The organism is Rhodopirellula sp. UBA1907, from assembly GCF_002337565.1.
Taxonomy (GTDB): domain Bacteria; phylum Planctomycetota; class Planctomycetia; order Pirellulales; family Pirellulaceae; genus Rhodopirellula; species Rhodopirellula europaea.
In genome coordinates this window covers 1-15,557 of record NZ_DDGH01000010.1, presented here as the reverse complement: position 1 = coordinate 15,557, position 15,557 = coordinate 1, and the positions used below count along the sequence as shown (strand labels likewise).

9 protein-coding genes are annotated in these 15,557 nt (G+C 57.0%); all 9 read right to left on the bottom strand.

From position 1 onward, the window contains the following. A partial coding sequence (locus B2R17_RS02995) for an NAD(P)H-binding protein (protein WP_286762786.1) occupies positions 1-1,187 on the bottom strand: 1,187 nt, incomplete at its 3' end. A gap of 268 nt (positions 1,188-1,455) precedes the next feature. Further along, a complete protein-coding gene (locus B2R17_RS02990) occupies positions 1,456-4,371 on the bottom strand; it encodes a TlpA family protein disulfide reductase (RefSeq protein ID WP_286762785.1) in 2,916 nt (971 codons plus the stop codon). Positions 4,372-4,394: 23 nt separating this feature from the next. Beyond that, on the bottom strand, positions 4,395-5,462 hold the full coding sequence (locus B2R17_RS02985; protein WP_286762784.1) for a prenyltransferase/squalene oxidase repeat-containing protein: 1,068 nt from the start codon (positions 5,460-5,462) through the stop codon (positions 4,395-4,397). Further along, a complete protein-coding gene (locus B2R17_RS02980) occupies positions 5,459-6,259 on the bottom strand; it encodes a hypothetical protein (RefSeq protein WP_286762783.1) in 801 nt (266 codons plus the stop codon). Before B2R17_RS02980 ends, B2R17_RS02985 begins: the two co-directional genes overlap by 4 nt. Beyond that, positions 6,256-7,023: a hypothetical protein gene (locus tag B2R17_RS02975; RefSeq protein WP_414707209.1), complete on the bottom strand. Its 768-nt coding sequence runs from the start codon at positions 7,021-7,023 to the stop codon at positions 6,256-6,258. The genes B2R17_RS02980 and B2R17_RS02975 overlap by 4 nt, the downstream gene beginning before the upstream one ends. Next, complete coding sequence (locus B2R17_RS02970) at positions 7,023-10,307, bottom strand: hypothetical protein (RefSeq protein ID WP_286762782.1); 3,285 nt, start codon at positions 10,305-10,307, stop codon at positions 7,023-7,025. The genes B2R17_RS02975 and B2R17_RS02970 overlap by 1 nt, the downstream gene beginning before the upstream one ends. Next, on the bottom strand, positions 10,304-12,568 hold the full coding sequence (locus B2R17_RS02965) for a DUF1355 domain-containing protein (protein ID WP_008664776.1): 2,265 nt from the start codon (positions 12,566-12,568) through the stop codon (positions 10,304-10,306). The genes B2R17_RS02970 and B2R17_RS02965 overlap by 4 nt, the downstream gene beginning before the upstream one ends. Continuing rightward, on the bottom strand, positions 12,565-14,625 hold the full coding sequence (locus B2R17_RS02960; RefSeq protein WP_286762781.1) for a BatA domain-containing protein: 2,061 nt from the start codon (positions 14,623-14,625) through the stop codon (positions 12,565-12,567). Before B2R17_RS02960 ends, B2R17_RS02965 begins: the two co-directional genes overlap by 4 nt. Then, the gene (locus B2R17_RS02955; RefSeq protein ID WP_286762788.1) at positions 14,622-15,479 is read right to left on the bottom strand and encodes a DUF58 domain-containing protein; all 858 of its coding nucleotides are present in this window, start codon (positions 15,477-15,479) and stop codon (positions 14,622-14,624) included. The genes B2R17_RS02960 and B2R17_RS02955 overlap by 4 nt, the downstream gene beginning before the upstream one ends. Positions 15,480-15,557 lie beyond the last annotated feature (78 nt).

Sequence of the window (15,557 nt, the reverse complement as noted above, 5' to 3'; positions counted from 1 at the left end):
AAATCACGCGGATGGCGGCGGCCACGTCGGAGTCCGGGCCCGCCGATCGCTTGATCCATCCAACCGCGAACTTGCCAGAGGAAACCGGCGCCCCAGTATCCGTTGGCTCCGCCGATCGATCGAATCTCCGCGAAGGTTTGCTCCACAGAACCTTGGACGGTGATTTCGCGACGGTCGGTCAACGTCGTTCCCCCGGACCAGTCTGGATCGCCCGGGATTTTGCCCGCGGTGGACCAGCGTGTTTCGATATCGCCTTGTTGCGTTTTACCCAACGCCGCTTCGATCGCGGCTTCGATGCCCAGGCAATCACCAGGCATCAATCGCACCGCATCGTCGTTCCGGCAAACGGTGCGGTTCTTCAATCCTTCGGCCAGTGGTCGGGCGATGCTGCTGCTGACCGGCGTCACCAAACCGATCCAGAGGCTGCTGAGGTACGGAGTCAAAACGGGAACCGGCAGGATGATTCGGCGACGCAGTTTCAGTTTCTCCGCCATCACCTGCATGACATTGCGATACGACATGACGTCGGGGCCGCCGATGTCCAAGGTCTTGCCGGCCGTTTCTTCCACATCCAAACAAGCGACGAGGTAGCGAAGGACATCGCGAATCGCGACGGGCTGGGTTTCGGTTTTGACCCACTTGGGAGTGACCATGATCGGCAAACGCTCCACCAAGTAACGCAGCGTTTCAAAGGATGCGGACCCGGAGCCGATGATCATCGCGGCGCGGAACACGGTGGTGGGGACGCGGCCGGATTGCAGGATTTCACCGACTTCGTGTCGGCTGTCGAGGTGTTCGGAAAGATCGGCACCCAACTCGCCCAGCCCACCGAGGTAGATGATTCGTCGACACGAAGATTCCTGGGCGGAGTCTCGGAACCCGGTCGCAAGCTCACGGTCTCGCTGAGCGTATTCACCCTTGGCCGACTGCATGGAATGAACGAGGTAATACGCCACATCGATCTTCTCGAGAGCACGTCGGGTGGCCTCGGTGTCTTCCAGTTCGCCTTGGACGACGGTGAGACGCTCGTGTTGCCCCCACGAAAACTTGGTCAGCTTTTCGGGACTTCGGACCAAACAAGTCACCTGGTAGCCCTCTTCCAGCAACCGTCTGGCCAGGCGTCCTCCGACATAGCCGGTGGCACCGCAAACCAGGATGCGTTCGTTGCGAGAAGCAGATTCCGTCATGAGGTGAACCGGGTTGAGGAGACTGGAGTTTGTGCGTTTTGACGTGCGATTCTTTTCGCCGCAGTTTTTTCGCGGCCGTCAACGCTCTGCAGAAAGGTTAGCAACGCGTGAACAATGAGTGACGATGTTAGCGGTGTGGCGCAAGCCGCCCGGTGAGGAACCGGAGGGCTCGCGCCCTTCCGCTACGTCACTTATTGTTGACGCGTTGCTAAAAAGAACAGTCCTCCAGCGAGCGAGAATCTCACGCCTGTCGAAAAGTTTTTTAGATTCAGTTCTGTTTTGCTGGTTCACCCAGCGTTTCGCGAATGGCGTCGGCCAATTGTTCGCCCAGCTTCGATCCGCCACCGACGAAGACTCGCGTCACGGTGCCTTCTGCGTCGATCACGACCGTTTGAGGAATCGCGTTGGCTTGGTAGCGTCCTGCCGCGACACCGTCGATGTCCAGCACGACTTCGGGGCTGACGCCAATCCGGTCGAGCGTGTTGCGGATGTCTTCCGCACTTTCTTGCAGGTTGACCGCGACCAAACGGACTTGTTCGGGATCAAATTCGGCAACGGCTTCCTCGATCACCGGCATGGCCTGCATGCATGGACCGCACCAGGTCGCCCAAAAATCCAGAACCAGTGTTCGACCGGTTTGATCGGCGATGCGAAACGGTTCGCCGTCAAGTGTTTTGAGTTTGAAGTCTGGAGCAGGGTTTCCCACCAGAGGAGACCGAGTGCCAGCCATCGAATCGTCGCCGCCACCCGAGTCGCCAATGATCGGTTCGGGGGCATTCACGAGCTGCCAAATCGCGTGCGGGTCATCCGCCAATTCAAAGTCATTTCGCACGCCGAGATAGAGTTCTTCGCAGTTGGCGAGCGGCAGGCGAATCGGACCGAGGAAAAAGTTTTCACCGATCAACGTTTGGTTGATGACGCTCTCGGGAACCAAGGACAATCGATTGCCATCGTGCATCTTGCCTTGCACGGTAAGGCCAGCGGATTCATCCGTTGCTTGATCGGTCGCCAGCACTTCGGGGGCATCATCCGCATCGGCATTGTTCTCGTCTTCCACTTCGACCGGTGGTTTCAACCAGATGATTTGCGAGATGACATTGCGCGGAATCGTGATCGTTTCCAAACGCGATTCGACTTCGGCGGTCTCTTCGGTCAGGCTGACCAGTCGGCAACGCATCATGTCGCCATTGCGAGCAATCAGGAGATGGGTTGGCGGACTGTTCTTTCGATTGCGGGGAACGGTCAGAAGTCGTTCGCGTTCCTGTTCGTCAATGACCGAATTCGCATTGCCACCATTCAGATGGAGTGCACGGATTTGTTCACGAGGAAGCTTGGTCTTCTTCGTCATGCTAGACTCAAAAGTGACCTCCCGTTCATCAATTGCAATCACTTTGCCCGGGATGACTTCACCGGTCTTCAAGTAGATCGGTTTTCCGCTGACTGCTTTCTGGATAGCTGCAGGATTGAACGCTTTGTTGAATACATTCCAAACCCCAGCCTTCGCGGCTGGCTGAACAGCGATGACTTGGTTCTGAACGACCCTCAGACCTTTTTTTTGTTGTGCGGCTTCGCGAATTTTCGCAAGCCGCTCGATACGCAATTCCGTTGCCGATTTGGTGGTTTCGATGGTCGGGCGCAGGATGAGTTTGCCCTGGAGGCTGGGAAGCATCGTCGACGCGGCGATCTCCGTTGGTCCAAACCGAAGTGGTGTCGGCTGGTTGTCGGGTTCCGTGTCGAGCAAGCGTCCATGCAGATGCGTTCCTTCGAGTTCCAATCTCATTTGTCCGCGGAGAGACGGCACGGCCGCTTGTGAGGACTGAAAATCGATTGTGTCGATGCTTGAGATCGGAATCGAAATTTGGCTTTGCGTCGCCTCAGCGATGACATGCATTGCTTGCTCGTCGATTCGCTGCAAGCGTCCGCTCAAACGCATTCCATCAAAGGTTCTGATTTGTAAGTAATCAATGGTGGTTGATTGTGGCTCCAGATCACCTTTCGGGATGGCTCGACGAAAGTCCATCACTAGGATTTCGTCGCTCGGGACCGATCGTTCTTCTTCGCCGTCTTCAAATAACCATTCGTCATCTTGGATTGCCTTCCAGCGTCCTTGAAACGCATCGCCATTGACCAACTGCACGGCTGTATCGACGTCGGGACCTTCCGAGTTCTCGGCTGTTTTCTCGCGATCACTGGATTTCGAGTTCAGGTCGGTTGCATGCAGAACCTGAAGCGAACGAATGCGAAGGACGCCGTCGATGTTGCGGAAGTAAATCCCAGTCTGCGCAACTCGCGGCTTTTTGATTGGTAGGGTGTACTGCGTCAGCGTTTCGCCACGCATGGATTCGATCATCACGTGCCGGTTGGCTTGGTCGATTTTCAATGTCACCTGCAGTCGATTGCCGAGTTCTTTCAGCTTGGCAATTGACTGAACACCCGCCAGCGATCCGTCTTCCCAAACGGCGACGATGTCTTCGTCCCAAACTTCAATGTGAAAGGCATCCGCCCAAGTGTTCTCTGCGGAACGCGGATCGACGCCCACTGCGATCACGAAATTGGGCTTTCCTTCCCAACTGATGTCCAGCTCAACGCGGGCTACTTGCGGTAGTTTCAAATCGCGAAAAAGGGTTGCCATCGTGGCGCTGGTTTCCAGTGTGCCTTTCGAGTCGGTCCAGCTTTCAATCTGACCACTCGATTCCCAATCGTCTCGGCTGCCGGGACCTTGGAAAACCACGGCGCGGCTGTCGTCCCATCGAAAGATCTGTCGGACCATTGCGAGCGGTAATTCCGACGGTTCGTCTTCCCCCAGAGTGACGATCAACGGATCGCCGACTTCGACAATGTTGCCAAACAGACGATCGCCGTTCAGCAATTCAAATGCAAACTTCCCTTTCGTGGCGGTGATGTCCGTCGGAGCTGGGAAGGTGGCGGACGCCAACGTTGCAAACGGAAATTCAAACGGAGTCGCGAAACCGGCGTGTTGCCAGTTCACCACCGGAGACGCGTCGTCGGCGTTCAATTCGGAGGGCGAGAATTGTCCCTGAACATAATCGCCATTGTTCAGTCGCAGAATTCCAGGCAATTCATCGGCGACCAAGTCGGCAGTGAACATCGGTGAGGTCAGGAATCCAAGAAGGCATCCCAGCAAGGGCATGCACACATGGATTGCCGTGTTTCGTCGTTTCATGCGATCGTGATTCTCAGTTGTTTTCATCGTTCGTAGATCGGCAGGAAACGGAAGTTGAGCGCCATCGCTAGCAGCGACAAAGAGGTTTCGACGGTGGTGCCATAGTTGCCGGAAAAACTTCCGTCGTCGTTCTGTTTGGCCTTCAGTTGACGGATCAATTCCTTGTTCCATTTTTCCCAAGCTTCGACATCGCCCTGAAACAACGCTTGGGCTTGGTAGTAGTTGCCATAGCTCATGTAAGCCCCGCCGGAGGTGTCCATTTGATTGGTGAGTGCAGCGAGAGTGGCTTTGAATTCGGGCATGTCCTTGCGGCGAGACACGGCGTAGACCAAACATCCGATCGATATTCGTGGTGTTGAATTATCAAAACCGCCAAGCCCAGCGTAAGCAACTTGTCCGGACGAGCTGGTCATGGATTTGAAGTAAGCCACGCCGCGATCGATCGCTTCGTCGGGGACTTTGACGCCAGCGTTGCGAGCCGCCAATAATCCCACCATGACGGCGCCGCTGACGGAGGTATCGGCGTCTTTGGCGTCCGCACCATATCGCCACCCACCGTAGGAGTTCTTCTTCTGCGACGTCACCGCACCGCGAACGGCGAGTTCCAGAGCTTCGCCGAGCGAGCGATCGAGTTTCTTGCCACCGGTGGTGAGCAGGCGTTCGTTGACCACGCCGTAGGCTTCGGCGAGGGCTAAGGTCGCGAAACCGTGGTTGTACATACTGGCGTGACCACTGTTGCCACCAAGAATGCCCGAGGTCGGATCCTGGGAATTGACAATGCTGATCAAACCGCGGCGGATGTTGCTGCTGTAGATGCCGTAGTTGGGGTCCTCTCCCGAGGCTAAGAAAGTCATCACGGCCATGCCGGTTACGCCGGGGCCGGCGTAGGAGCCTTCGGACCAATCGCCCGATTCGCGTTGTGATTTCGCGAGGTATTGCAGGCCTTTTTCGTAGACCTCTCGCACATCACGCGGGACCACATCGCCGAGCTGCGCGGTTGGGAACTGGGCGTAGACCGGAGTCGCAAACCACATTCCGATCATGAGCGATGCGAGCAAGACGAAACGGGTTTTAGGTCGGATGACGTTCATTCAATGAGCCCTTGTTGCTCGAGCATGGGGCGGATTGCTCGAGCCCTCTCTGCCAGCTTTTCAATCAGTTGCATTTGTTCTTCGTCGAGAAAGGAAATGTCCTCTTCATTTTTCATTTCACTGATCCAGGTGATGAACAGGTATTGGTTGAATCTGGGTTGTTGATTCGTTGGTATGACTTTCTCGATCTGCTGGGCTTTGTTTCGGAAGTGTGCTTGCAGTTGACGCTGCTGTCTGGCCGTCAATGCCATGCTCCGTCCCATGGTGGCCAAGAACACTTTGCCCTTTGCTTCCATCTCGGTTCGGAACTGCTCGATTCGCCGTTCTTGGAATTCGACCGTTTGTTCTTCAGTCATCACGTAGTGAGTGACCTTCTGCATCAGTGATCCTTCGCCAAACAGTCCTTCGGTCAGTTCTCGTTGAAGAGGCGATGCCAGTTGGTAGGCTTCGGTGACATCGTGGTTGTTGTTTGTCTGCTCCAGTTGAAGGAATTTTTCGCGAGCGTCGTTGACACGATCGAAGAACCGTTTGATGTCACCTTGGCCAGCCAATCGCAACGCGTCTTTCTGGCTCTCGCTCAGGGGTGTGGATTGTTCGATACGAACGAATTGAAGTTCGATTTCTTTCTTGAGGTTGGAGCGACAACGTGCTTCATCTCGACCGTGCCGTTGGAAGATCCAACTGTCAAACTGAGCCAAGTTGATCTGGTTTTGCGCGAAGCAGGGATTCGGAGCCACGCCTACTAGAACACCAAACAGAATGGCGGCGAACAAACCGACCCTTCCAAACGGTTTCATGGTAGCCACTCCTTTTGAAGAAACTGTTCGGCATTCTGTCCGATCATGACGCCCATGCTGACCTGCTGGTATGACGCCCATGCCGTTTGTTGATCTGTGTTGAGGACTTTTCGCAGCAAATTGCTTGGAATGACCGGGACAAAGTTTGGGTTGTTGAGGTAGCTATTGATCCATTCCACATCGAGACTGGGCCATTCGCTTAGAAAGACCGTGCGAAGTTTTCGTTGTTGGACTTCGGAGAGAACCAGCTTTGAATCCAACAGCGTGATGAGATAGTCCACGGCGGCCTCGCGTTCGATCCGGTCTCGTTGTGAGGATTCTTGTTTGTACTTCTGAAACTGCTTCTCGGTTAAGAGCAGCGGCAGGAATTCCATGGTGTCGTTGCGGATTCGGCGGATGGGATTTGCATTGAGTGTTTCCCCGTTGAGGCCATGGAATCGAGGTAGCTGGGCCACCCGGATATTGTTCGCCAGCAGGTCACCCATCTCATCAAACGCTTCTTCAGCCGACTCAACGATGGCTTTCATCTGTTCTTCGGTCGGTTCGCAGACTCGGTGCACAAATGAAAGTTCCGCATTCACCAACGGTTTAAGAAACTCAGGCGGTATGGGTTGTTTTGCCTCTGCCTTGACTTTTGGGGCGACCAACCGATTGAGGACGTTGAATTCTTGGATCGCCTCCTTCGTCAGTTCCTGTGATGAGACAGGACGAGTCGTCAATGCTAACATTCCAAGCAACAGGAAACTCCAACGGCGGGTGACCATCAGGTGCCTCCCAGTCGGCTGAAGTATTGATCCAGTCCGCGACGGAATTCTTCGGGCAGTTCTGCGCCGGTCTCGCCGGTCGATTGCGTGACGTTTTTGTTCTCACGCACTTCCTTTTCGTTCTTGCTTTTGCCCAGCAATGCCAAAGCGGAATCGGTGCTGTTGCCACCGCCCGATCCGCCACCCGGTGAACCACCGCCGCCTCCGCCGCCCTTCGGGTTGATACGTTTGGATCGCAGGATCAACTCAATCGCTTCGGTCTCGGCTGCGATGGCTTGCGAGCCCGTGTTGGGTTGCTTCAAGATCGAAGTCGCGTCGGTCATCACAGCATCAACTTGCGTCAGCATCTTGAGCTCTTTCCCGAAGTGCTTGGTCGCGTCCGGCAATTCGCGGATGCGTTCAATCACGTCCACAACGCGTTCGTTGATTTCCGTTTGAGTCTTGGCCAGCGTCTCGGCCGTGGCTTTGTGCTCTTTGGATTCAACGGCCGCTTTGGCTTGTTCGGCCACGCGAGTTTCGTCACGCAGGTTGACTTCGGATTCCAGGATTTGCATCACGTCGCGAACGATCGATGGCGGCAGACTTTCCGGTGACTTGCCCCCGGGGCAACTGCCGTTGCAAGCGGGATCGACCAGATTTTCAGCCCAACGATCCAGCGAGTCCGACCAGAACTCACACTGTGCGACGGACATGCCCTGTTGTTCTTTGATCGCCGCGGAAAGTTGTCGCAGCCCACCGATCACATCGCTGGATTTCATCTCGTCCAAGGTGACTTTGAACTGAGCGAAGCGCCGCCGTTCAAAGTAGGCCTCCATGTCGTCCATGATGTAGGAGATCTGTTCGGTGCTTTCATCCTCGGCGGTTTGAAGTTCCGTGAAGACCTCTTTGACTTCGTCGTCGATGCGTGGGGCACTTTGTCCGAACGCGGGTTCGAGGTGATTGGTCAGTTGCTTGGCGACCAAGTTCTGTTTGCGTGAGGCAGCCTTCAGTCGCTTGACCAACGTGCTGCCTTCCAGGTTTGCCAGAATGAGATTGAGTTCGTCGGCGATTTTGTCGAATTCGTCGAGCAGTTCTTTTTGCTCGGTGATCGCTTGCGCCATCTTCAGTGGTTCATCTTTCTTCGGTTTGTCATCCGAAGGTTGGCTCTTGCCCATCACGGTGGTCGTTGGCAAACGCAGTGCAGGGTTGCTGGGTTTCTTTGGTCCGCCGGGCGAACCTTTGCCTTCGTCGGGTGAGTTGGCGGAGGATTCCATGTCGGCCAACTGCGGTGCCGCACGTGGTTTGGGGCCAGGGTGCTTGGACATTTCAGATCCGGGGCCCGGGCCGCCCGCACGGCTTTGTCCCGCTTTGGGGCCGCCGGGACTTTTAGGGCCGGGTTTGGATGCAATCTTCGGTGCTTCTTGGGCCGCGTCATCCAGCAAATTCGCGACGCTGGGCATCCGATTGTCGGAAAGATCTTGCAAGACTTGCAGCATCTCCGCCCAACGTTCCAAGTGGCCAACTCCGATTTCGGGATTCTTCGAGGCTGCCAAAACCAATTGGTCGCCCATTTGGCCGAGCCGTTCCAATCGACGACCGTTGGATCGTTCCGCGGCGGCTTGGCGTTCGATGTCGCGTTGGTGTTGATCCATTTCGACTTCGTCGGCGGACAACGCTCGAAGTTGTTTGTTTTTCTCGTGGAGTTGTCGTTCCCGGTCGCGAACATCGAGGGCTTGGCGGTGCCATTTGCTCAATTGTTCGGTCATCCAGATCGCATGTTGGTCCGGGGTGAGGACGTACAACAAAAACGGCGGTGACAACACACGAGCACGCTCGGGCAGGTAATCCTCCGCCCAAACTTGCAGTTCGATCGGTTGAGCGGGAATCCCCAGCGACTTGGCCGAGAACGTTCCCATTGCTTCCAGGCTGCTGGCCGCTGGGTCGCCTGCCGCGAGAGCCCGTTCGCCTTCGGCCGGTTCTTCGACGGCACCGACGTCCATGCCTTTCCACTGGATGCCAACGCGGCGGATGCCAAAGTCATCGTTGGCACGGACTTGGAACGTCAATGTTTCAGAATCCAACACGACGGCTTGGCGTTCCAGACCATCGCAGATCAGCGTGGGGGCTTCGTCGTCAATCGCTTCGATCGACAACGTGAACGGTTCGCGTCCCGTCAGTCCCATCTGGTCACGCCATTGGAACTGCAGTGTTTCCGTCTCGACGGCTTGCACGGGATCGCTTGCCAATTGCGGTCCATCGACCGGACGCGATTGTTCGTTGACTTTGCCGTCGGCCAATTCGCGATTGGCGATCGCGGTCACAACAGCTTGGCTTCCGCGAACGACGGTCAAAGAGCCGCCTCGCGTATCGATCTGTTTGGGTTCGGGTTGGCCGAGGTATTCGGGCAAGTTCACGTCCGCGACAATCTTGGAAAGTTCGGGACGCAGCGTGGGTTTCAGCTTCACCGATTGCTTCACGTCGCCGACGGTTAGCGACATTGGATGTTCGCTGAGTTGAGGCGGCACGGCAAAGGCATACTGCCCGTTGCGAAGGGTGGCTTGGATTGGCTTTTGTTGACCGATGTGCAGTTCGGCGGACTCGGGTTGCCAACGCGAATTCTCACTCAATGCAACCGGCAGGACAACGGGTTCGCCGTGTGGGATGTAGACGTCGTTTGCCAACGCATCGATTCGGGTGAACGTGTACCGTGGCGTGGAACCCCAGGGGGCCAACAACCGAGTCATCGCGTTGCCCGTTGCGGCGGGGTAGGTCACCGCCAAGGCTCCGATGGCCAGCACCGTCGCGGCGGCCAAACCGGTCCAGGCTTTGTACCAGGAGTTCGGTGCGGCACCGCGGAAGTCTTTGCCGGCCGCGTCGTCGGCGACTTGCGTCATTGCGGCTTGGCAAAGCTCGGGCGAGCGGGCTTGTTCGGACGCGTTGTGAGACTGCTCGATCACGCCCAACAATCGGTCGCCGATCGAGGGCATCTTTTGGCTCAGCAATTTGGCCAGCGGCTCGAGGGCTTGGTGCTTGTAGACCCATTTGTAGATGGCCCACGGAACAATCGCGATCAGTGCGAATCCGCCGATCCAAAGCAGGCCTCGCAGAATCGCCGGCGTGTCGGTGAAGCGGTCCACCCCGTAGACGAGCAGGAACGCCAGTCCGATCCCCGCGACCACAATGGCGACGGCTTCGGTCAGTTTGATTTGCCAAACTCGCCTCCGGTAAGCCAGCAATTGCTGCTTGAGCGAATCGGGAATGCGCAGATTTGTTTGCGCGGGTGAATGGTTGTCTGCAATCTTCATATCAATCCGACTCCCTTGCGACCGATCCAAAACAATGCCAACAGAGCGATGAATCCACCGACGATTGCCGGGTGACTCCAAAGTGCGATGCGACGAATCGAAGGCGGACGATCGGGCATGGCGGACAGCCACGCGATCACGTCTTCCACTCGATCGACGGTGAAGACTTGCCCATTGGTGACGCGAGCGATCTCTTGCATCACGTCGGGGCGAGCCGGTTTTCCAATTTGTTCCAAGGCGACTCCCTGAGCAAACACCGTGGTCTGCAATGAGTCACCGGTTTGTTTGCAAAACAAAGTCAACTTGTGTTCGCCAGGTTCTTCCGGTGTGAAGCGGCCTGCGAACGCACCCCAGGCTTCACCCGAGGATTGCAATTGAATCGTTTGTGAACGGCCCGACGGAGCCACAATTTGCAGCGTCACGTCACCACCGGAAAGCGGTTCGCCACTGGCTTCCATCACGTTTGCGTTGACGCTGACCGTTTGGCGGACTTGCGGTTGTTCGGGTGAGTAATACAGCCGCATCGTTTCGCCTTGAGCCATGTTCCGGCGATACGCCATCCAGCGAACGACTTGGCCCCAGAACCGATAGTGGTACAAGTCCTCGACGCCTTTTCGCCAACGCCAAGCACCGTCGGTTCCCATGAACAGGACCTTGCCCGCTCCATACGTTCGCGTGACCAGCAGCGGCAGGCGGCCGAATCGGTTGCTGACCTCTTGGTGAACGAGCAGCGTTTCCGACCCCGGTTTCGCGGCCAGCACGGGTGCGTACCACTGGAAGCCAGGCAGGTTGCCCCAGACTTCCAGGTTGTCGTCGGCGGTGTCGGCGAGTTTGGTCAGCAGACTGCGACGACCCAGTTGTGTGAGTTCGAAGTGCTGTGCGGTGCGTGAACCCCAACCGCCCGGTTGGCCTTCGTCGAGCGTGACCGGCAACAGATCTTTCAGCGGTGTTTCCTGCAAGCTGAACTGGCGGCCTTCCCAACCGGGAATGAAGACGAGACCGCTGGCCTGTTGTTCGACCAAACCGTGCAACCATTCGCATTGTTCGAGCGTCAATTGATCGTCGTCCAAGCCCACGTCGCCGAGGAACACGACGTCGTATTTTGAAAGCTCTTCTTTCGTGTCCGGGAAGGTCGCGATGTAATCGGCGTTGCCTCCGCCGCGAGCGTCGAGGCCTGGGTGAAACAGCAAGCACGAAACCTCGACACCGGGGTCTCTCGACAAAGCGTTTCGTAGATAGCGGTATTCCCAGCGAGGCACCGATTCGATCACCAGCACACGCAGTTTCTCTTCTCGGATGGAGATCGGTGCGGTGATCTCGTTGTTGTCATCGAGCAGCTCGTTGGGATGTTTGCTGATCGTCAGCGTCAGCGTTTCATCGCCGAGGTCTTCTGGTTCCCAATCGACCGAATCATTGGTGCGGCCCATCGCGGCGATGCGAATGTCCTTGGTGATCGTCTCGCCTTTCGAGGTGGTCATGGTGACCGTCGCGGCGTGGTCTCGCGGCAGCGAACTTTCGATCGAAAACGGGATTCGAACCTTCTTACCGCCGATCGCAAACGTTGGCACATCGAAGCTGAGCAGTTCGACATCGGGCAAACGTTCTTCGCTGCCAACTGGAACGGTGAACACGGGAATGCCCATCGATCGCAGACGTCCGGCCGCACGCACGGGCGCGTCGCCTTGGTTCCAGTCACCGTCCGATGCCAGCACGACACCGAGCAAATGTTGGTGCTTGCGAACGACGTCCAGCAGCGGACTGGAAAGGTCGGTGCCTTTCTCTTCCGCGAACTCAGCGGTTTCACCGGGAGCGACTCCGGCGGGGTTGGAGATCGGATTGATGCGGTTGGGATTGTTCGGTTCTGGTTTGGTTTCGGCGAACGGTTCGATGACCACTTCGGCGCGTGACTCGAGTGACTTCCAAGCCTCCATTTGCGTCAGCGATGCGATGGCTTCTTCGCGGGTTTGAGGTTCGGACTGCACCACGTCCCGTGTTTGCATACTACCTGAATCGTCGTACAGCACCGCAACGACAGGTTTGTCATCGGGAACATATTGTTCGACCCATTCGGGACCGCCGAGCAAAATCGCAGCGACCACGACGACGATCAAACGCAACGCTTCCAGCAGCACGGTCGCTTTTCGGAAATGGTTTCGCCAGCATGCGAGGAAACCAAGCACGAGCGTCGCTGCGATGGCAATCACCGCGATGGCGATGGTCCACGGCGTCCAGGCAAACGAGAGTGAATGAGTTTCGATCATGCCGTGGCACCTCCGACGGATGGGGAGGCCGCTTGGGCGGATTGCCGCGGCAAACACAAGATGGCTTCACCGATCATGGCGATCAGCATCAGGATCAGAAACGCTCGCCAGACTTCGTCGACCAACGAGTTGGATTCGCCCGCGGTTTGGTTGACGCGTTCCAGCACCAAGCCTTGAAAGAGGTCATCGATCTGAGATTCTTTCAACGTGTCGGTGGCGTCCTCGCCCGCCGAGCGATTGATCGCGTTGTAGCGATCGCCGTCGGCGTAGACACCTGCGGTGAAAGCATGTTCGGTGGACAGCGAATTGTCAGGGCCTTGCAGTCGTTTCCAGTTCGCCGCCAGTTCTGCATCAACTGTTCCGGCATCCAGGCGACCAGTGTTGGCGAGCGAAGCGGCACCGTCGACCAAGGCTCGCTGGATCATCACGTATAGCACGACACCGTCGGACGAAAGAGTCGAATCCTTGCCGGCCGGTGTTGTGCCGCAGAAGTAAACTCCGCCGCGAGGCGTGGGGACTCGGACCAAGACGGGTTCGTCGTTGGACAACTTCGCTAGCGGGGTGGTTTCACCGGAGAGAGCCGCAAGACGATGCACCTTCAGCTTTCCAACCGGCAGGGAGGCTCCCGCCAATGTCTTGCCCAGCAAATCCGCTTCGCCTCGCCATGTCGCGATGGACACGTCGTCTTTCAAATCCGTCCAAGGGGAATAGGACACGCCGAATAATCCCGCCTTTGGATTCGGGTTGGCGGGAGGAAAGAAGATCACTCGACCGCCGCGGTCCAAAAATGATTCCAAGCGTTTGCGAAGGTCGGCATTGGATGCGCCGACGGGCAGCGGGGCTTGCCAAAGCAAGAGTGCGGTTTCGTCCCAGGCGATCGATGGGACTTCGGCGGGCAGGAGGACCTCCGCGGAAGCGTCAATGTTTGGGTCGGGGGTGATCTCCGCCGCCAATCGCAGCACGTTGGCAACGTCTTCGTTGGATGACACGACCACCGTTTTTCGCGGCGGTGGTTGATCGAAGACGAAGTAGTACGTGTTGTCAGCGTTGTTGCCATCAGCAGGCAAAGACACGTGCCCGAGTCCGCGTTCCTGTTCACGATCCAAGGGGACTCGCAAGTCAGTAAATTCGCCCGAACCAGATTCAAGTGGCAGCTCGACAATCGATTCGGCTCCATCGAGATCCATGCGGATGGATGTGTTGGCCGGTGTGTTCGATGTGTCGCCGTCTTCAGAATCGCTTTGAAGTTTGCCCGACAGCGTCAGCACTCGCTCGTCACCTTCGGTTCGCAGAGCAATGTCGTCGATGCGAATCGATCGGTTGGGCTGGTCAGTCCCCGCGACGGTCAGCAATCGGAAGCGAACTCGGCGTCCGAATTGGGCCAGTGCTTCGCGAAGCGTGGGCCAACGTCCGTCACGCGATTGCCAGTCATGCTCACGTGCGTCGGAGCAAATCCAAACGTCGATTTGACCCATCGAGTTGGCTTGGATGGTGTCCAGTGCCGCCAACATCATCGCCGGGATGTCCGCCGATGCATCCGAAGGTCCGGTCTGCGGGAGGTCCAGTAATTCCTCGGGCGACGCCAGTTCTCGAGCAGGAGAGGAGTCCGATGCCGTGACCGTGTTGCTGTCGATCAGCAGGACTCGGCCGGCACCGAGTGTTTGCAGTGTTTCCGCGATTTGAGCGACGCCGGCTTCCAGTTTAGTTCGCGAATCGCCCGCTGCGTTGGCGTTCATGGAAGGCGAACGATCGAGCAACACAATCGTGTTCGCGGACGAGCCTCCTGAAAGTGAGCCAACCAGTCCGCCACCAAGCGAACCGCTGGCGAGTGGTCGTCCGATGGCGATGATCAAGGCCAGCAACACCAACGTTCGCAACGCCAGGATGGCCCATTGTCGAATGCGAGCGTAACCGCGATTCATCCGGTTCGCGGCCAGCAGGAACATCATCGCCGCCCACTGCGTCGTTTGATAACGACGCTGGTTGATCAAATGAATGATGATCGGTAGCAGGGCGATCGGCAGAGCGAACAGCATCCAGGGTTGAAGGAAGCTCATCGTCCCCCCTTTGCCATCGCGCGTCGGGTCAAGAAGTTCGTCAGCACTTCGGGGTACGGTTGATCGATACTGACTCGGTGATAGTCGACACCCGAGGACACCACGATTCGTTGCAGTTGATCCAGGTAGTCTTTCAAGGCATCGTGATACCGATCTGCGATCTCACTGGGTTCGGCAAAGATGGCGGTGCCGCCTTCCATGTCGAGGAAGCGTGTCGGCCGCGAAAATTCAAAGTTCAGTTCCATCGGATCGAGCAGATGGAACAGCGACAAATCGTGTTTGCGAAATCGCAAGTGTTCGAAGCAGCTTCGCAGTTGATTGGGATCAACGAAGAAGTCCGAAATCACGATCACCATCGCCGCTTGGCGAGTTGTTTCGGCCAGTTCATGCAAGACGTCAACCAGATGGGTTTCGCCTTGGCCGCGAGTTTCTTCGAGGGCATCGAAGATGGTCTTGAGGTGAGCCGGGTTGCGTCGTGGTGGCAAGTGACCGGTGATGCCATTGCTGACGCACGACAGTCCGACAGCGTCGCCTTGTTGCACGGCCAAGTAACCGATCGCGGCGGCGATGCGACGGGCATACTGCAATTTGTTGAGTTCACCGGAGCCGTATTCCATCGAACCGCTGGTGTCCAAAACCAATTGCAAACGTAGGTTTGTGTCGGCTTCGAATTCTTTGACGTAGTAGCGATCGCTGCGGCCGTGTGCTCGCCAGTCCAACCGTCTCAGGTCATCGCCAGGAACGTACTTTCGGTACTCAGCAAACTCCACGCTCGCGCCCCGCATGGGGCTGGTGTGCCGACCGGAGACATTGCCTCGCATGGGCCGGCGCGCAAACAAAGGCAACCCCGACAAGCCTGCCAAGACCTTCGGTTCCAAAAATTCGCGAGGAGTGTGTTGTTCGGACAAGGGGAGTTGGGTGTTGGGAGTTGG